This is a genomic window from Metabacillus herbersteinensis (genome assembly GCF_042433335.1).
Taxonomy (GTDB): Bacteria; Bacillota; Bacilli; order Bacillales; family Bacillaceae; genus Metabacillus; species Metabacillus herbersteinensis.
In genome coordinates this window covers 15,476-30,543 of record NZ_JBHLVO010000020.1, presented here as the reverse complement: position 1 = coordinate 30,543, position 15,068 = coordinate 15,476, and the positions used below count along the sequence as shown (strand labels likewise).

Below are 15,068 nucleotides of genomic sequence, written 5' to 3'. Positions count from 1 at the left end.
TTAAACAATTCAAAAAAATATTGATTTTCGCCTTCTTTATTTCCTTTAGTTATTTAACTAATCCTGCTCTCAATTTGTTGACACCAAATTCCAAATAACCCTTTAAACAAGTCAACATATATACCCAACCTTCTTTATTATCTATCAATTGACTAATAAACTCATCATCTGTTTCTTTAAAACCTTCTTCGTTAACTTCAATAATTGTACTTAAATTATCCAACTCTTTTAGCGTAATCGTAACAATATGTCCTTCTCCGTTTGCACCCCACTGGAACACGATTTTCCTATTTATCTCGACTTCCAATACTTCTATATCCCCTTGAGCATCGTATTCATCATATCTCAATGTAACCGTCTTGCCTTGTTCCCATCTCTCAGAACTCGATGAGAACCAAAAATTCCCGATTTTTGAAGGGTCTACAAAGGCTTCAAATACTTCATTAGCTGGCTTTACTATTTTAAATTTCGTAAGGTTGTTCATACCCTAAATCATCCCTCTTTCGTTGTGTTTACTATATTTAATGGTCGGTACTATTAGATTATTTTATACCTCTTGTCTACGTATAACTTGTAAAGAAGTTTCTTCCACAACCTGCCCTATTGCTTAATAACCACACCAATCCTTTTTTACTCAAGCACCTTTGGTCAACAAGAAATTTGTTTTATTTTAGATTGAGACCTCAAATTCTTTAACATAAACAGCATTACCTGTAATCTCAATATGATAAGTGTCATTATTATTGGTAACTGACACTTTTACTCTACCATCTTTTTCGATTTCATTTCCCTGTTCAATTAAAAGATTTAAATTAGTATCACTATCATTTTTTATGTATTTTGCATAGTAGGCCCCCATGACCCCTGAAGCTGTGCCTGTAACTGGGTCTTCTATCGTACCTGAAAATGGAGAAGAAAAGTGGCGAGCGTGCATATGTGCATCGGAATCATAGGTTCCCAAACAAAATGGGTGAACAGACGCTTTTGGCATTTCCTTTAATATATTGGGAAAAAGTTTATTGTTAGGCTTCATCCTTTTGAAAGCGCTAAGTTCTTTTATTGGAATTAACAAAGTCCATACACCTGTACTCCCATATAAAATAGGAAATTCAGATTCTATATCTTCTTTACAAAGTCCAATTGAAAAAGCTAAATCTTCCTTGGAACCACTAAACTCTTCAAACTGTGGAGAAGCCTGTTTCATAGTTATGTATAGTTCATTATTTATAGTTGAATTTATTCTTATTGGTAAAATCCCTGCTTTTGTTTCAATCGTTAAATCGCTTTTACCTTTTAATAGTCTTTTAGACTTTAGTGCATAAATGGTAGCCATTGTTGCGTGACCGCAAAGGTTCATTTCGTGTCCTGGTGTGAAATAACGAATTCGAAGGTCAGCTACATCCGATTCAACAGGAAAGGCTGTTTCATTAAACCCAACATTTAGTGCTATTTCTTGCATTTCTTTTTCTGTTAGGTCATTTCCTTCTAAAACTACACCCGCTGGATTACCTTTATTTGGGTTACTACTAAATGCATCATAATGATAAACTTTTACCGACTTCACTTTACCATCTCCCATTATATTCAGTACAAAACTTATTTGTAATTTATTCTATATTAATACTATACTTCCTTTTTAAACCTTACTTTCCTTTACTTTTAAGGTATTTTTTCAAAAGCTAACTTGCACCGTTATTGAAAAAGTGACGCTCGTAATTTTATATAATGGTTAACTATCTTTAGCTATTGTCTTCTTACTATATTTCCTTCACCATCATGATGTATATTGGCAACCACAATTACTTCATCATCAATAGAATGAAACGGTTTACTCAATACTTTATTCAATAAAAAAAGGCACTACCCTGTTTCGAATAAGCGCGCGATTGAAGAAGAATGATAATAGATTTTGAACTTCCTATTGATTCATTACAGAGCCTTTCTGCAGCCTGTATTTATTTATTTTTTGCAATTAAATATTTGGTACCTGACGGTAATAATTGTTCTTGTTCTAAGAGTGTGTCCAAATGATTAAGTAACGTATTTATGTCATCTAACAAAGAATCAGTGTTATTGGTTAACACGCTATTAATATTATCCTCCATATTTTGAGGTATAAGTTTACAATCTTTCTTAATAATAGAGATTAATTTTTTCTCACCTGGATGTGGTAGCTTATTTATTGCGAATAACACATCAAAATAACTAGCAAGAAAGGCAGCTACCCTATGATTGATACTTATGAGATCCTTTCTCATCAGGGCCTTTTGAATTTGATAATAATAAGACGTAATACTATTCCTTAAAAGGGGGTAGTTTTTTGTGATGATATTCTCTTGAAGTTGTGTTGGAAACTCAACTGATACTATTTCATGCAGTTTTTTAAATCGTCCATCTCGATCATACATTATTTTAGAGTGTAAATAATTACTCCAAAAACATGTAGTATAACCTACATTAGCCGTACAATCTACCAACGTTTTTTGTAATTCATGCTCAATCCAAGAGTAATTTCTATAAATAATTTCAATACCAATTTGAGGATCTCTTAGTTCACCATCATCTTCCGTCTCCCAATATTGGTTGTTTATCTCCATGTAATCAGAATAAGCATTCAATAAAGAGGTTCTTTTAACAGGAGAAATTTCTTGGTCACAATAAACATAGAGATCAATATCTGAATGTTCATCTTTTGCGTCTGTAGATAGAGAGCCTGAGAGTAATACACCCTCAACTTCTTCTAATTTTGAAAAGGAAGAAGAAATTTTTGTGATTACATCACTTATTTTGTTCATTTAATGTGTCCCCCTTTAAACTAATTTGAATATTACTAATTTTAGCATCAGGGAGCGCGATAGGGAGGAAAATAACAGTTATTTAATAAATTTAATCCAATATTTACAATTGCAGGTTTTTCTACGATCAATCCAATGATTTGAGAATAAAGTTAATATATTTTCTATTTATGTAACGACAAACCCTTCTTTATTTCGTTAATTATCGATAAACAAAATAGACGAACTCTACTTTAAAAGTGCGCCCTAACATAAAAAATGAACGCTATTCTTCTTACAAGAAAGCGCCCTATAACGGAAGATCGATTCTATTAGCTGGTATTATAGAATACTCTTTATTTTCCATGGTGTATGTTCTTCATTTGTTTTAAGTATACTTCTGACTTTCCTTTAGGAATACTAAGACTCTTCCAGTTCTCGTCTTTTAATTGCTTGCCAATATAAACAATTTGACCAATATGATAAGAATAATGAGCCATCTGTCTCTCTATTGCTTCAAGTACAGTATGGCTTTCACTACGAATATATATATTCTTTAATAAATCTTGTTCTCCTAAATCACTTAATGTTTCAAAAAGTCTATTCCAGCCTTTTTCCCAAATTGTTATCAATTCTTGCTTTGAGGATATATTATTTTCAAATTCTTGTTCACGATTCCTATATGACTTTTCTCCATCGGAAGTTAAAAGATCAGTCCATCTAGACACCATATTTCCACTCAAGTGTTTAACGATAACTCCAACACTATTTGATCCATTATTTAATACCCATTGGATATCTTCTTCTGATAATTGACTTATTGTCTTATCTCCAAGCTCTTTAACACTTTTAAACCTTTCTCGAACTACTTTTAAGTATTCACTTTCAAAGCTCATTAGTCATACCCCTTTCCACTAAAACGTCTTAACCGCTGGCAAATAGACTTCCTTATTAAATCTTAATATTTCTCTATGTCCCGATAACGGAAGACTGGTTTTATTTTTACATACGAAAGCCAATTCTACAAAAGTAGCGTTGGCTTTCGTATACAGCTATAAAATTAATTGACTTTATTGCTATGGCACTTCATTAAACAGTTGGTGTTTCCATCCCATATTCTTGCCATTCTTCAAGTGAAGGCCCGTACATACCAGGTACTTTTAACCCTGCTTGGCGCATCAAAATCGACATCTGCCCACGATGATGAATTTGGTGACTGTTTAGTATTGATAGAGTAAGTCCATTTGGCCAATGTTCTCCGTACATATCTTTTACTTCCTTCAATGACTCGTCTGTCCATTGTTCTTTTATGGCTGCAACCATAGACTCGCTCGCTTGACGGTAGCTGTTTGCTATTTCTTTAGCTGAAGTGGGAACATTTTCATGCTTTGCTGCTTCAAAGACAAGCCCTGTTCGAGACATCATTTCATGAAGGGAAGTAACAATATGATAAGCGAGTTTTCCTAATGTCCGGTGATCTTGAGCCACCTCCTGCTTCAGTGAATCATCGGTTAAAACATCCATAATCTTTTGTGTAGAGTTTGCTTCATGACTCCAATTCGTCACAAATTCTTCAATCGTATGATACATTTTACATTCCTCCTTATGAACTTTCAGTCTTTCCATATATTCCACACATTACAACGAAATTCCTTTAAAGGGGTCTGACCCTCGCACTTTAAAGTTTGAGTGTTCTTCTGATCATCTCATTGATTGCCTTCCACAAAAATAATCAGCTTCTTTATCTTTTATTTCTATTAAGTCCATAATTAATACCTTCCCTTGTTAAACAAAGTGGCCCAACACACGAAATAGACGCGTACCTAAATAAACGTGCCCGATTAAATAATCTTAACGTTTTTTATTTTCAAAATATTGTTAATTTATGTAACAATCTTGAAATATACTTCGTTATATAGGTTGAATACAGAGTGAATAAGGGGGATGGTCACTGTGATTAAAAAAACGTTTATTCTTTTTGTGTTATCTTTTCTGATGATTTTTAGTTTAGAGTTGAGTTCTGCATCCGCAGCAGGTAGCAAATTCATTATCATCAACAAGAGCAATAATCAGCTTGCATATTATGAAAACAGTCAGCTGAAAAAAGTGTTTAGGGTGGGCACAGGCAGAAGTCAATCGCTCACACCTGAAGGAAAGTTCAAGATTGTGAATAAAATTGTGAACAGACCTTACTACAAGGACAACATTCCAGGTGGTGATCCGCGAAATCCACTTGGCAACCGCTGGTTAGGAATAAATGCGAGGGGAACATATGGTACAACGTATGCCATTCATGGCAATAACAATCCGAACTCAATTGGTGGATACGTTAGTAGTGGTTGTGTTCGAATGTTCGACAATGAAGTAGAATGGTTGTTCAGTCAAGTGCCGACCAACACAACAGTTATTATTACTTCTACAAGTAAGTCCTTTGATTCTATTGCTGCATCGAACGGATACAAAGTGACTGCGAGTTCAGTATCACCTTCTGTTCCTGCCATGAATAATAGCTCGATTCTGAAAAAAGGTAGCCGAGGTCCGGCAGTTGAAGATCTGCAACGAAAACTTACTTCTCTTGGCTTTACCACCAAAGGTATTGACGGAGCGTTCGGAAATAATACAGATCAGGCAGTTCGTCAGTTTCAAAAATCCCGCCGCTTAACAGTGGATGGTGTTGTGGGTCCCGTAACAAGAAAAGCACTAGGTGGAACTAGTGGAACAAAGCCACCGTCATCACCTGATAAACCATCCACAGGAACAATCAGCGGTACTTTAAAAATGGGCAGTCATGGATCCGGAGTAAAAACACTTCAAAGTACACTTACTGCAAAAGGCTACAACACCAAAGGAGTAGACGGGATATTTGGTTCTAACACATACAAAGCAGTTCGTTCTTTCCAAAAATCCAAAAACCTGTCTGTAGATGGTATTGTTGGTCCTGTTACGAAAAAAGCACTTGGGATATAATATTAAAAAAACTAGGCAGATGTTGAAATCTACCTAGTTTTCTTTCATTTTTCATCCTTGTATAAATGTGAATCGCATTTCTATAAAAACTCATTTGCAATTCATTATTGCAAATGAGTTTTCTATCACTGGCTGACATCTAGCTTTGTATTAAAATATGGCTTGTTTTACTATTTCTAATTTAATTATTTTGCTCAAGGCATTGATAAACCTCCATCATATCTCGTTTATTCAACTCACGGATACGATTGAAAATTTATCAATAATTGTTTCTCTAGTTTCGGCAATATTGGCAAAATCACAGATTGTTATCAGATTTTTGCTACTTATTGCTTCGATAAATGATTTTCTTGATAATAGAAATCGAAGCTTCTCGTATCTTTATTTGTCGGATGAGATTCCACAATATGGTTAATCAGTCCACCCATTTCATAGAGAAAACTATATTGACTATACAAGTGTCTTTCAAGATCAATGGCGATGGCGGGTGCAATTGTATCAGATTCGTATTCACCATAAATCACACGTGCCATTGGCGATAAGCTTTTTAAGATGCCACCTTTATTGGTTCCACTTACTTGATTTGATAGGGCAAGTCAATTATAAAAGCAACAACGCCTACTATAAACCAAATGAATGCTAGTATAATTTTTTACCTCCAGTTGTTATTTACGGTCTGAAGAGAAAAAGTTCCTATAATTCTAGTTTAACAAACTGCCACGTTCATGCTCCTTTAGCGCAATAATAAATAGGAGTTGCTTTGGCAACCCCATTGTTTAACTTTCGCGCCCTTTCGTTCAAAAAAAATGATTGTTATTCACTCTTTTCCATGACTGCAAAATAATTTTTTTCACCATCGGCAAAGTTAAATACTCTGCCAGAAGGCATATTTACAATTTCCCCGACAGTGATATTTTTACTTGATAAATCGTTATGTAACTTATCGAGATTTTCCGTGAAAAACATTAACGAAGGTGTACCAAGATTTAATCCAGGCGACATTTTGGCAATTAATTCTTTATTATGAAGTATAATACTCGTTTCAACTTCCTTTGTTGGGGCTATTTCAATCCATCTCATTCCTTGACCGTTATCTTCATCAGAAATTACGCTAAACCCTACTTTTTCTGTCCAAAAATTCACTGCCTCATCTTGGTTTCTTACATACAACATAATTTGACCAACTTTATTAATCATTAATTTCCCTCCTAAATGTTTTGGTGTTCTTACTAATTTCTACAATCACTATGTATAATCCTTTTAATTCACAATCCCTTCTAAATTTCACCAACCTTCTTTAAAGGTCGGATTCAGAAAGAAAAATAAAAAGCTCTTTGTTGTAAATAATATGAGCAATTAGTAAAAGTGTTTGAAGGGGCGAAAAAATGGAGAGAAACAACGCGATTGACTTCATAAAATTTTTTGCAATATTTGCTGTTTTAGTCATTCATATTTTCCCAAGGGATAACCAAATTGGATTATTTATTCTCGATAACTTCTCGAGGTTTGCGGTTCCATTCTTCTTTACTGCATCCGGTTATTTTTTCGGTAAAAAGATAATACATACAAAGGATTCAATTGATTATTTTAAAAGGTATATTGTAAGAATCACCAAACTATATGTATGCTGGCTCTTCTTTTATATGATGTATGATGTTCTTATTATTTATAAAGTAGCTGCTGATGCACCAAATGAATTTGAGCAATACTTTAATCATTTTTCGTTTCTTGACCTAATCTATTATGGAAGAGGGACTAGCGGATACCAGTTGTGGTTTTTACCGGCATTAATTTGGAGTGTTATCATTCTATTCGGGTTCTTTAAGTTTAAAAAAGTAAGACTTCTGTTAATCGCAAGCCTAATTTTAAACTTGATAGGTCTTTTCGGACAATCGTACTCAGTGTTCTATGATTTTCCTCTAAGTACCCGTGATGCTTTATTTATTGGTCTTTTTTATACCACTTTGGGCTTCTTCTTTGCTTTTAATAAGATCTTTAAAAAGGCAAAAGCAATAACCGCAAAAACCTACTTATTATTAATTTTTATCTTCGCTGCTATTCAAGCGGCAGAAGGATACTTATTAGATAAGGTACTATCAGGCGGCTATGGAGAATATTTTTTATCTACTATTTTTTTAACTTCATTTCTTTTTTTATTTGTATTAAATAATAATACTTTGGGGAAAGGTTTGTTCATTACTAAAATAGGCGGAAGAGCTTTAGGTATATATATTGTTCATGTATTCTTCATCAATATTTTTGATATAATTTTATTGGAGTTAGATATGGATGATATATCTGACAATTTATTCTTAAAGCTATTTAAGACACTCATTATATTTACTATGTCGTATATAGCTTATGATCTACTTCAATATTTAAAAAGATGTTTAAACAGACTTAGGTATGTAAAAACCAGTTAGTGCCATTTTACAACGATTAAAGAGCATGGGACTTAGAAAACAATCATCAAAAAGCTTTACTTCAATACGAAGTAAAGCTTTTTATATGAGAATGAATTTAGATTACTTACTGCTTTTTTTCACCATTTCTGCTACTGATACTGTTCGTTTCACTTGATGCTTAACTGCAGCTTGAACATCTTCAATCATTTTTCCATTTTGATCAACTGTTACACTTGTACCATAAGGGTTACCACCGGCACCAAAAGTAACTGGATCAGTATAACCTGGAGCAGCAACAATTGCACCCCAATGGTACATTGTTGTATAAAGTGATAGGATTGTTGCTTCTTGGCCACCATGTGGATTTTGTGCAGATGTCATAGCACTAACTACCTTATTAACAAGTTTACCATTAAACCATAAACCACCTGTTGTATCTAAGAATCCTTTCATTTGTGCTGGCATATTTCCAAATCGTGTTGGAACGCTGAAGATAATAGCATCTGCCCACTCTAGGTCATCTAATTTTACTTCTGGTACATCTTTAGTTGCTTCAACATGCGCTTTCCATGCAGGGTTTGATTCAATAGCGCCTTGGGGAGCTGTTTCTGGTACTTTTAATACTCTTACTTCAGCACCAACTTCTTTAGCCCCTTCCTCTGCCCATTGAGCTAATTGATAATTTGTACCTGAAGAACTGTAATAAATTACTGCTAATTTTACATTTGTCATTTTTTCTGTCTCCTTTTTAGGTGAATTCCCCAATAGTTTAGATAAAAAACCCATTATTTAAACACCGCCTATAGTATGTGTATTTACTCTTTTCTATAAACTAAACTTTTATATTTCTTCCAAAGTTATTCGTTTTTTATATTATCTCTTCTTACTCTAAATTGATTTTGTCACGCTTGTATCTCGATTAAAAATTAATTGACTTACTGATAATACCTTACTTCCATTAATCACAAGATAAACTGCCATTGCCAAAAAGGCTAAATCTAATTCATAACCAGCCATTTGACCATTTCCTAATAGGCCAACTGATAGTTTTACTTTTAGTGTTGCCCCAATCATTAATAGTGCAAACAAGGCGGAAATAAGTCTTGTTGCTAACCCAATGATTAAAGCGATACCCCCAACCATCTCTATTAAAGCAACCCCATATGCCATGAATTCTGGTAATCCAATACTATCAAACCAACCTACAATATTATGAATCCCACCTTGGAATTTTACTAATCCATGGATAAAGAACAATACTCCTAATGTTACACGTAATATTAGTGCTCCTAATTCAGTTTTATCCATAACTTAAACCTCCAAAATTTTTTTAATAAATCCTATGATAATAAGTTTCGATACCATTGTGCTGCAGTTTCAACTTCTTCCGCTGTTAGCTGATGTCCTCTATTCTCCCAATGAATTACTACATTAGCCTTTGCATTTTCCAGTAAAGATTGTAACTCAACAGATTCAATCGCAGAGCAAATAGGGTCATTTGTTCCAGCTGCAATAAATACGGATTTACCTGATAAATTTGGGAGATCTATCCCTTTTCTAGGTACCATTGGGTGATGAAGTATTGCACCCTTTAATGCGTGTTGATAATGAAAGAGCAAGCTTGCGGCTATGTTAGCTCCATTTGAATAACCGATGGCAATCATATTATCTCTATGGAAATCATATTTCTGTGCTGCTTCATCAAGAAACAGATTCAATTCCTTCGTTCGAAAAATTAGATCTTCTTCATCAAATATACCTTCTGCTATTCTTCGAAAGAAACGTGGCATTCCATTTTCCATTACATTTCCACGGACACTTAATACAGAGGCTTCATCATCGACCATTCCAGCAATTGGCAATAGATCTAACTCATTCCCACCTGTACCATGAAGTAATAGTAAAGTCGGTTTTGATAAATCTTTCCCTTTTTGAAAAATGTGTTTCATCATTTATCTCCTTTCAGAACACCAACCTCTACTGAAGGTAAGGTTTCTTCTAATTTTTAACGTATTGACTCTAAGCATGACGGCATCATGAGTATATTTCCTAGTTCGTTATTGGACTCGTCAACCTCAAAACCTGGTAGGTCAGTTGCTATTTCAAAGAGTAGATGTATAAAATCTTCCACTCGCACAAACCTCTTTAGTTAAAGTATCTCTATTTCGAGATATATTAGAATAAAAATAGTGCATCAAGACTATATTGACCAGCACCGATTAAAGCCACACCAATAGCAACTGCAAGCAATGTTAGATTATATTCATATCCATTTGATGTTGCCCATAATCCATTTTGACCATGCACCTTCACAATAGCTATCACCATAGTTCCAGCAATAATTAATCCAGCAAGTGGCGTTAAGAATCCTAAGGCAAATATAATTCCACCAATAAGTTCTGCTAATCCCGCAATAAGAGCCATTGTTACACCAGGCTTCATACCAATTGATTCAAACCAACCTCCTGTTCCTTTTAAACCATAACCACCGAACCAGCCAAATAATTTTTGAGCACCATGACCAATGAATAAAACACCAATTACCAATCTAATAATTAATAAGCCAATATCTATCATTTTAATTCCTCCAATTTAATTAATTTTATCTCATGTTCAAGATATATAAGAAATAAAAGAACTATTTTTCTAATCTTGTTTTTACTTTTTTCAAAAGAAACACCAAGTTCTCTACCTCATCAGGATTCAATGAATCAAAAGCATAATCAACGAATTTTTCATGTTTTGGCATTAATATATTCATCAATTTAAGTCCATTATCTGTTATTGTTACATGTATAACTCTACGGTCTTCAGGACATGCATTCCTTTTTATTAAACCTTTTTGTTCTAATTTATCAATAACATATGTCATTGAACCACTCGTGATCAGTATGCTTTTACCTATTTGTTGTATTGTTTGCTTCCCCTTATGAAAAAGTACCTCTAAAACTGAAAACTCCGTAATACTTAAGTTGTTTTTGGTCATATCATCCCTTATTTGTTCATGAAAAACCCTTGCCGTTTGCATGAGCATTAAAAATGGATGATTTGAGCATTTCCTTTCCATGTTTACACCTCCTCAACAATACTCTATATTAAAGTATCTCAAAGTAAAATATCTTGAATATGAGATAATAATAATTCATATAAACTTTATTGTCAATATCATTTTTTTTATATCTCATGTTATATCTAAGGGCTCATTTCATTTTGAAATGAGCCCCACACTAAGTCTAAATTATATAAATTATGGTTCCATAAAGAAAAACAGTGTCATAAATTAGAAATGCGCCCGATTGTTGAACAAGCTACTTTTATATTGCATATTGTTTTCGAAATGCGACATTCTTTGGTTAACTAGCCATTGAACCTTCTACGGTTGTTCAATAAGAAAAGGTGAGCCACAGCAACTCCCTTTCTTCAACTCTTGTATCGTTACTTTAAGAACACCAGATTAAACCTCAAAGTAAACACAAAAAAACAAGACAAAATGAAACAAACATACCATTTCCTTTTTCTCAAAGGCTACATTTTATCATAGCTGCTTTTAGTTAATTTCTTACCATCAATTACCGTAACAAATTAAAGTTTAAACAGGTATAATTCATTTATGGAAGGAGAGTGAAAGATTGAATTTCATCTTTTTGACGTTAATAGCTTTCATTCTTTTTTATTTGTTTAAAAAAGCATACAAAAATACACAGGATGTCGTAATAAATAAAATTAAAATAGATACAGATCATACAGAACGATATGTACCGACATTAAAAATCCTCCAACTTTCTGATCTACACCTTGAAAAAATATCAATTTCTCCCGAACAGCTTTATGAAAAGCTAATGAAGGAACAAATAGACCTAATTGCTTTAACTGGTGATTTTCTCGACCGTAAACGAACGATTCCAAAGCTTATTCCTTATCTAGAAGTTTTAAATAAATTAAACGCAAAATATGGTATTTATGCTGTCCTTGGTAACCATGATTATCTTTTACGTAAGGATCTTTCAAAATTAATCGCTATCCTTGAAAAATATAACTGTAAGGTTATGAAGAACACAAATGAAATGATTACTGTTCAAGGGAAGCCTCTAAATATTATTGGAATTGACGACTTTAGTACAAAACGAAGTGATTTATCAGCTTCATATAAAGGAATTAAGCTAGGGACTAATCTAATATTAACACATGATCCTAATATCGTTCTTCATATGAAAGATTATCATTTTGACTACTTGTTATCAGGACATTTCCATGGTGGTCAGATTTGCTATCCAAAAGCTTATCATCTTGTTAAAATGGGTAAGTTAGCTAGAATGAATATTATTAAAGGCCTTCATATTCAGGATGGAAATCCATTTTATATCAATGAAGGGTTAGGACAAACATCTTTTAATATTCGTATAGGAAGTCGTCCAGAAATTACGATTCATGAATTACCGTTAAAGGTTGATGTAATAGAAAAAACAAATGTAATCTAATGAAAAGGAGCTATTCCAAGCTCCTTCTTTTTTTAATACATATGATTTTTACAATTCAACAATCCGAATTACCATTAATATTCACGAGAGAAGATTCTAATATAACGCAACCTACTAGTAAATTAGTTAAAGGAGCGACATATAATGGAACTTTCTCCTTCGTTATACCATTGGTTAGTTAGGCCAAAATGGAGTACGAATAAATATATTCACCGACATGTAAAAGAACATTTTGAGCTTGATAATAGAGTTCTCCTTGATTTTGGGGCTGGTATTGGGTCCAATTGTACGTTGAGTAAACCTAGTCATTATTTTGGAATAGATCCTGATGAAAAGAGAGTTCATTATGCCAAAAAAGTATACCCTGAATATTCCTTTAATGTTTTTACAGGTGATCGAATCCCTTTAGAAGATCATTCGGTTGATATGATTTTAATAATAGCTGTTCTACATCATATTCCTTGTGAACAAATCAAGATGTATATGAAAGAATTCCAAAGAATTCTTACACTAAATTCAGGGGCAATCATTGTGATGGAGCCTTGCTTTACAGATCAAAAATCGATTTGTAATTGGTATATGGCGACACATGATAAAGGAAAGTACATAAGAAATGAAGAAGGCTACTTGAATTTATTTAATGAATATGGATTTCAGTCAAAAGTATTAAAAAAGTATAGGAAGTGCTACTTTTATAATGAAGTTTTTTTCTATGCTTCTTATATTTAATAATTTCCCCGATCAATAATTAGAAAATCTTAAAATGATGTTTTATTCGTTGCAAAATTACTGAATAGAAATTCCAAAAAAATTTTTACCAATGTAATCGAGTAGGAGGGGGTGATTAACCCCCGACCTCTCACACCACCGTACGTGAGTCTGTCTAACAAATAGTTTTAACTCCTTTGAAATCCCCAAATAAAAGGTAGATTTTTGATAAAACCATTAAGTTTTATTTTCGCTTCTGCTTTTTTGAGTTTATCCTCTATTGTCTGTTCTTTTGAGGCAGGTCTACCAGTACTACCACTACCTTTACGATCCGTACGCAAGCCATCCCTCTCCAAATAATCTGTACGTTTTCCGCCAAAGTACTAGGCATTTCTTTGGTTTACCCGAACCGATAGTTGTCATATCAAAATCGTGCTCGGAAAAAATTTGGTAGGGTCCTTTCCCATTAAGATTTTCTTGTACGGCTTTGATTTTAAAGTCAGGATGATAGGTAATAGATCGCTCAGTAAGTTGTAAAATATTTGGATTGTTCTCTAACTGTTTTAGTTGAAGCTCATTGAAAATAATCTTGCTCATGTAATCCCCCGTTTATATTATAAATTGATTATAAACGGATTTTTTGAATGACAACACACAAAAAACCCGAATAATGGTCCTTTTTTACAAGGTGTCCATTATTCGGGTCGGGTCATAGTTCAGGGTTTACCCTATTGGGACTTTTTCGAGATCTCCACCAATTTTTGTATAGATACACGAGAGATTTATCCCTAAACGAAAGACTCTGTTGTTCGTTATTCGATAGAGTCTAAAATAAGTATCTTTAACGTAAGCCTAATAGAATGATCATTAAAAGTTGAAGTTATCTGGGTCGGCACCAGTGCGGTCATTTTTGTTAAGCGAATTGATTTTTTCCATTTCTTCCTCTAATAGGCTGAAATCAAATAGATTCGCGTTTTCGATGATACGATGTTCCTTTATTGATTTTGGAATAGTCACCACTTTATTTTGTAAATCCCATCGTAAAATCACTTGTGATGGAGTTTTTTGATGCTTGTTTGCAATCTCGACAATGGCAGGTTCACTTAGTAGAATGCCCTTTTTTAATGGAGACCATGCTTCAAGCTGAATCTCTTGCTTTTCACAAAATTCACGTAGTTCAACTTGTGTTAAATGTGGATGGTACTCAACTTGATTGATAACCGGCTTTACTTCACTATCCTTTAAAAGGTCTTCTAAATGGTGGATGTTGAAATTACTCACACCAATGGAACGGACCTTTCCTTCCTTATAAACCTTCTCTAACGCTCTCCACGTTTCTTTATATTTATCCTTCACCGGCCAGTGAACCAGATAAAGATCAAGATAATCTAAACCAAGCTTTTTAAGGCTTGTTTCGAATGCTTGTAATGTCGATTCATACCCCTGATCAGCATTCCAAACCTTCGATGTAATAAATAATTCCTCTCTTGGTACACCAGATTCCTTAATCCCTTGGCCCACACCTTGTTCGTTATCATAGAAGGCCGCTGTATCGATGCTGCGATATCCATTCTTTATCGCTGATTTCACTGCATCAACAACAACCTGCCCATCTTCCACCTTAAAAACGCCAAAGCCCAACCAAGGCATTTTTACTCCATTGTTCAACGTCGTCGTATCTTGTATATTTTTTATCAATTTTTTTCCTCCTATTTAAATGATTTAGCATTTATTTT

18 protein-coding genes and 1 pseudogene are annotated in these 15,068 nt (G+C 33.7%); 4 read left to right on the top strand and 15 right to left on the bottom strand.

Going from position 1 to position 15,068, the window contains the following annotated elements:
• Positions 1-49: 49 nt before the first annotated feature.
• From ACFFIX_RS18650 to ACFFIX_RS18630, 5 genes are all read right to left on the bottom strand, one after another.
• Entirely contained in the window at positions 50-484 is a 435-nt protein-coding gene (locus tag ACFFIX_RS18650) for an SRPBCC family protein (RefSeq protein ID WP_378936676.1), read from the bottom strand.
• Positions 485-670: 186 nt separating this feature from the next.
• Positions 671-1,564 (bottom strand): PhzF family phenazine biosynthesis isomerase, encoded by an 894-nt coding sequence (locus ACFFIX_RS18645; protein ID WP_378936674.1) that lies wholly within the window; start codon positions 1,562-1,564, stop codon positions 671-673.
• Between the two features lie 391 nt (positions 1,565-1,955).
• Entirely contained in the window at positions 1,956-2,795 is an 840-nt protein-coding gene (locus tag ACFFIX_RS18640; protein ID WP_378936672.1) for a DUF4037 domain-containing protein, read from the bottom strand.
• A 335-nt stretch (positions 2,796-3,130) separates the two neighbouring features.
• Positions 3,131-3,670, bottom strand: a complete 540-nt coding sequence (locus ACFFIX_RS18635; RefSeq protein WP_378936670.1) for a DUF1572 domain-containing protein — start codon at positions 3,668-3,670, stop codon at positions 3,131-3,133.
• Between the two features lie 193 nt (positions 3,671-3,863).
• A complete protein-coding gene (locus tag ACFFIX_RS18630; RefSeq protein ID WP_378936668.1) occupies positions 3,864-4,364 on the bottom strand; it encodes a DinB family protein in 501 nt (166 codons plus the stop codon).
• A gap of 354 nt (positions 4,365-4,718) precedes the next feature.
• On the opposite strand from ACFFIX_RS18630, the gene ACFFIX_RS18625 reads away from it, so the two are divergent.
• Positions 4,719-5,741, top strand: coding sequence for a L,D-transpeptidase family protein (locus ACFFIX_RS18625; protein WP_378936666.1), 1,023 nt, complete (start codon positions 4,719-4,721; stop codon positions 5,739-5,741).
• A gap of 341 nt (positions 5,742-6,082) precedes the next feature.
• Here the strand turns inward: ACFFIX_RS18625 and ACFFIX_RS18620 are convergent.
• A pseudogene (locus ACFFIX_RS18620) lies at positions 6,083-6,304 on the bottom strand (ABC transporter); the annotation flags it as partial.
• 250 nt (positions 6,305-6,554) lie between these two features.
• On the bottom strand, positions 6,555-6,938 hold the full coding sequence (locus tag ACFFIX_RS18615) for a VOC family protein (protein WP_378936664.1): 384 nt from the start codon (positions 6,936-6,938) through the stop codon (positions 6,555-6,557).
• Positions 6,939-7,126: 188 nt separating this feature from the next.
• On the opposite strand from ACFFIX_RS18615, the gene ACFFIX_RS18610 reads away from it, so the two are divergent.
• On the top strand, positions 7,127-8,164 hold the full coding sequence (locus tag ACFFIX_RS18610) for an acyltransferase (RefSeq protein WP_378936662.1): 1,038 nt from the start codon (positions 7,127-7,129) through the stop codon (positions 8,162-8,164).
• Between the two features lie 102 nt (positions 8,165-8,266).
• On the opposite strand, the gene wrbA is transcribed toward ACFFIX_RS18610, so the two are convergent.
• From wrbA to ACFFIX_RS18580, 6 genes are all read right to left on the bottom strand, one after another.
• On the bottom strand, positions 8,267-8,932 hold the full coding sequence (gene wrbA / locus ACFFIX_RS18605) for an NAD(P)H:quinone oxidoreductase (RefSeq protein WP_378936660.1): 666 nt from the start codon (positions 8,930-8,932) through the stop codon (positions 8,267-8,269).
• 102 nt (positions 8,933-9,034) lie between these two features.
• Positions 9,035-9,454, bottom strand: a complete 420-nt coding sequence (locus ACFFIX_RS18600; RefSeq protein WP_378936658.1) for a DoxX family protein — start codon at positions 9,452-9,454, stop codon at positions 9,035-9,037.
• A 32-nt stretch (positions 9,455-9,486) separates the two neighbouring features.
• Positions 9,487-10,098 (bottom strand): alpha/beta hydrolase, encoded by a 612-nt coding sequence (locus ACFFIX_RS18595; protein ID WP_378936656.1) that lies wholly within the window; start codon positions 10,096-10,098, stop codon positions 9,487-9,489.
• A gap of 53 nt (positions 10,099-10,151) precedes the next feature.
• On the bottom strand, positions 10,152-10,277 hold the full coding sequence (locus ACFFIX_RS18590) for a VOC family protein (protein WP_378936654.1): 126 nt from the start codon (positions 10,275-10,277) through the stop codon (positions 10,152-10,154).
• 44 nt (positions 10,278-10,321) lie between these two features.
• Positions 10,322-10,723, bottom strand: a complete 402-nt coding sequence (locus ACFFIX_RS18585) for a DoxX family protein (protein ID WP_378936652.1) — start codon at positions 10,721-10,723, stop codon at positions 10,322-10,324.
• Between the two features lie 61 nt (positions 10,724-10,784).
• Positions 10,785-11,213, bottom strand: coding sequence for a MarR family winged helix-turn-helix transcriptional regulator (locus ACFFIX_RS18580; RefSeq protein WP_378936650.1), 429 nt, complete (start codon positions 11,211-11,213; stop codon positions 10,785-10,787).
• A gap of 562 nt (positions 11,214-11,775) precedes the next feature.
• On the opposite strand from ACFFIX_RS18580, the gene ACFFIX_RS18575 reads away from it, so the two are divergent.
• Positions 11,776-12,624: a metallophosphoesterase gene (locus tag ACFFIX_RS18575; protein WP_378936648.1), complete on the top strand. Its 849-nt coding sequence runs from the start codon at positions 11,776-11,778 to the stop codon at positions 12,622-12,624.
• A 144-nt stretch (positions 12,625-12,768) separates the two neighbouring features.
• Positions 12,769-13,353 carry a class I SAM-dependent methyltransferase gene (locus ACFFIX_RS18570; protein WP_378936646.1) on the top strand — a complete coding sequence of 195 codons (585 nt, stop codon included), beginning with the start codon at positions 12,769-12,771 and terminating at the stop codon, positions 13,351-13,353.
• A gap of 303 nt (positions 13,354-13,656) precedes the next feature.
• Here ACFFIX_RS18570 and ACFFIX_RS18565 read toward each other — a convergent pair whose 3' ends face one another.
• Positions 13,657-13,929: a hypothetical protein gene (locus tag ACFFIX_RS18565; RefSeq protein ID WP_378936644.1), complete on the bottom strand. Its 273-nt coding sequence runs from the start codon at positions 13,927-13,929 to the stop codon at positions 13,657-13,659.
• A gap of 270 nt (positions 13,930-14,199) precedes the next feature.
• The gene (locus tag ACFFIX_RS18560) at positions 14,200-15,030 is read right to left on the bottom strand and encodes an aldo/keto reductase (RefSeq protein WP_378936642.1); all 831 of its coding nucleotides are present in this window, start codon (positions 15,028-15,030) and stop codon (positions 14,200-14,202) included.
• Positions 15,031-15,068 lie beyond the last annotated feature (38 nt).

What these genes read in the sequence shown, in the direction of transcription:
- ACFFIX_RS18650 (WP_378936676.1), bottom strand. Translation starts at nt 484, where the DNA reads ATGAACAACCTTACGAAATTTAAAATAGTAAAGCCAGCTAATGAAGTA.
- ACFFIX_RS18640 (WP_378936672.1), bottom strand. Translation starts at nt 2,795, where the DNA reads ATGAACAAAATAAGTGATGTAATCACAAAAATTTCTTCTTCCTTTTCA.
- ACFFIX_RS18635 (WP_378936670.1), bottom strand. Translation starts at nt 3,670, where the DNA reads ATGAGCTTTGAAAGTGAATACTTAAAAGTAGTTCGAGAAAGGTTTAAA.
- ACFFIX_RS18630 (WP_378936668.1), bottom strand. Translation starts at nt 4,364, where the DNA reads ATGTATCATACGATTGAAGAATTTGTGACGAATTGGAGTCATGAAGCA.
- ACFFIX_RS18625 (WP_378936666.1), top strand. Translation starts at nt 4,719, where the DNA reads ATGGTCACTGTGATTAAAAAAACGTTTATTCTTTTTGTGTTATCTTTT.
- ACFFIX_RS18615 (WP_378936664.1), bottom strand. Translation starts at nt 6,938, where the DNA reads ATGATTAATAAAGTTGGTCAAATTATGTTGTATGTAAGAAACCAAGAT.
- ACFFIX_RS18610 (WP_378936662.1), top strand. Translation starts at nt 7,127, where the DNA reads ATGGAGAGAAACAACGCGATTGACTTCATAAAATTTTTTGCAATATTT.
- wrbA (WP_378936660.1), bottom strand. Translation starts at nt 8,932, where the DNA reads ATGGGTTTTTTATCTAAACTATTGGGGAATTCACCTAAAAAGGAGACA.
- ACFFIX_RS18600 (WP_378936658.1), bottom strand. Translation starts at nt 9,454, where the DNA reads ATGGATAAAACTGAATTAGGAGCACTAATATTACGTGTAACATTAGGA.
- ACFFIX_RS18595 (WP_378936656.1), bottom strand. Translation starts at nt 10,098, where the DNA reads ATGATGAAACACATTTTTCAAAAAGGGAAAGATTTATCAAAACCGACT.
- ACFFIX_RS18585 (WP_378936652.1), bottom strand. Translation starts at nt 10,723, where the DNA reads ATGATAGATATTGGCTTATTAATTATTAGATTGGTAATTGGTGTTTTA.
- ACFFIX_RS18580 (WP_378936650.1), bottom strand. Translation starts at nt 11,213, where the DNA reads ATGGAAAGGAAATGCTCAAATCATCCATTTTTAATGCTCATGCAAACG.
- ACFFIX_RS18570 (WP_378936646.1), top strand. Translation starts at nt 12,769, where the DNA reads ATGGAACTTTCTCCTTCGTTATACCATTGGTTAGTTAGGCCAAAATGG.
- ACFFIX_RS18565 (WP_378936644.1), bottom strand. Translation starts at nt 13,929, where the DNA reads ATGAGCAAGATTATTTTCAATGAGCTTCAACTAAAACAGTTAGAGAAC.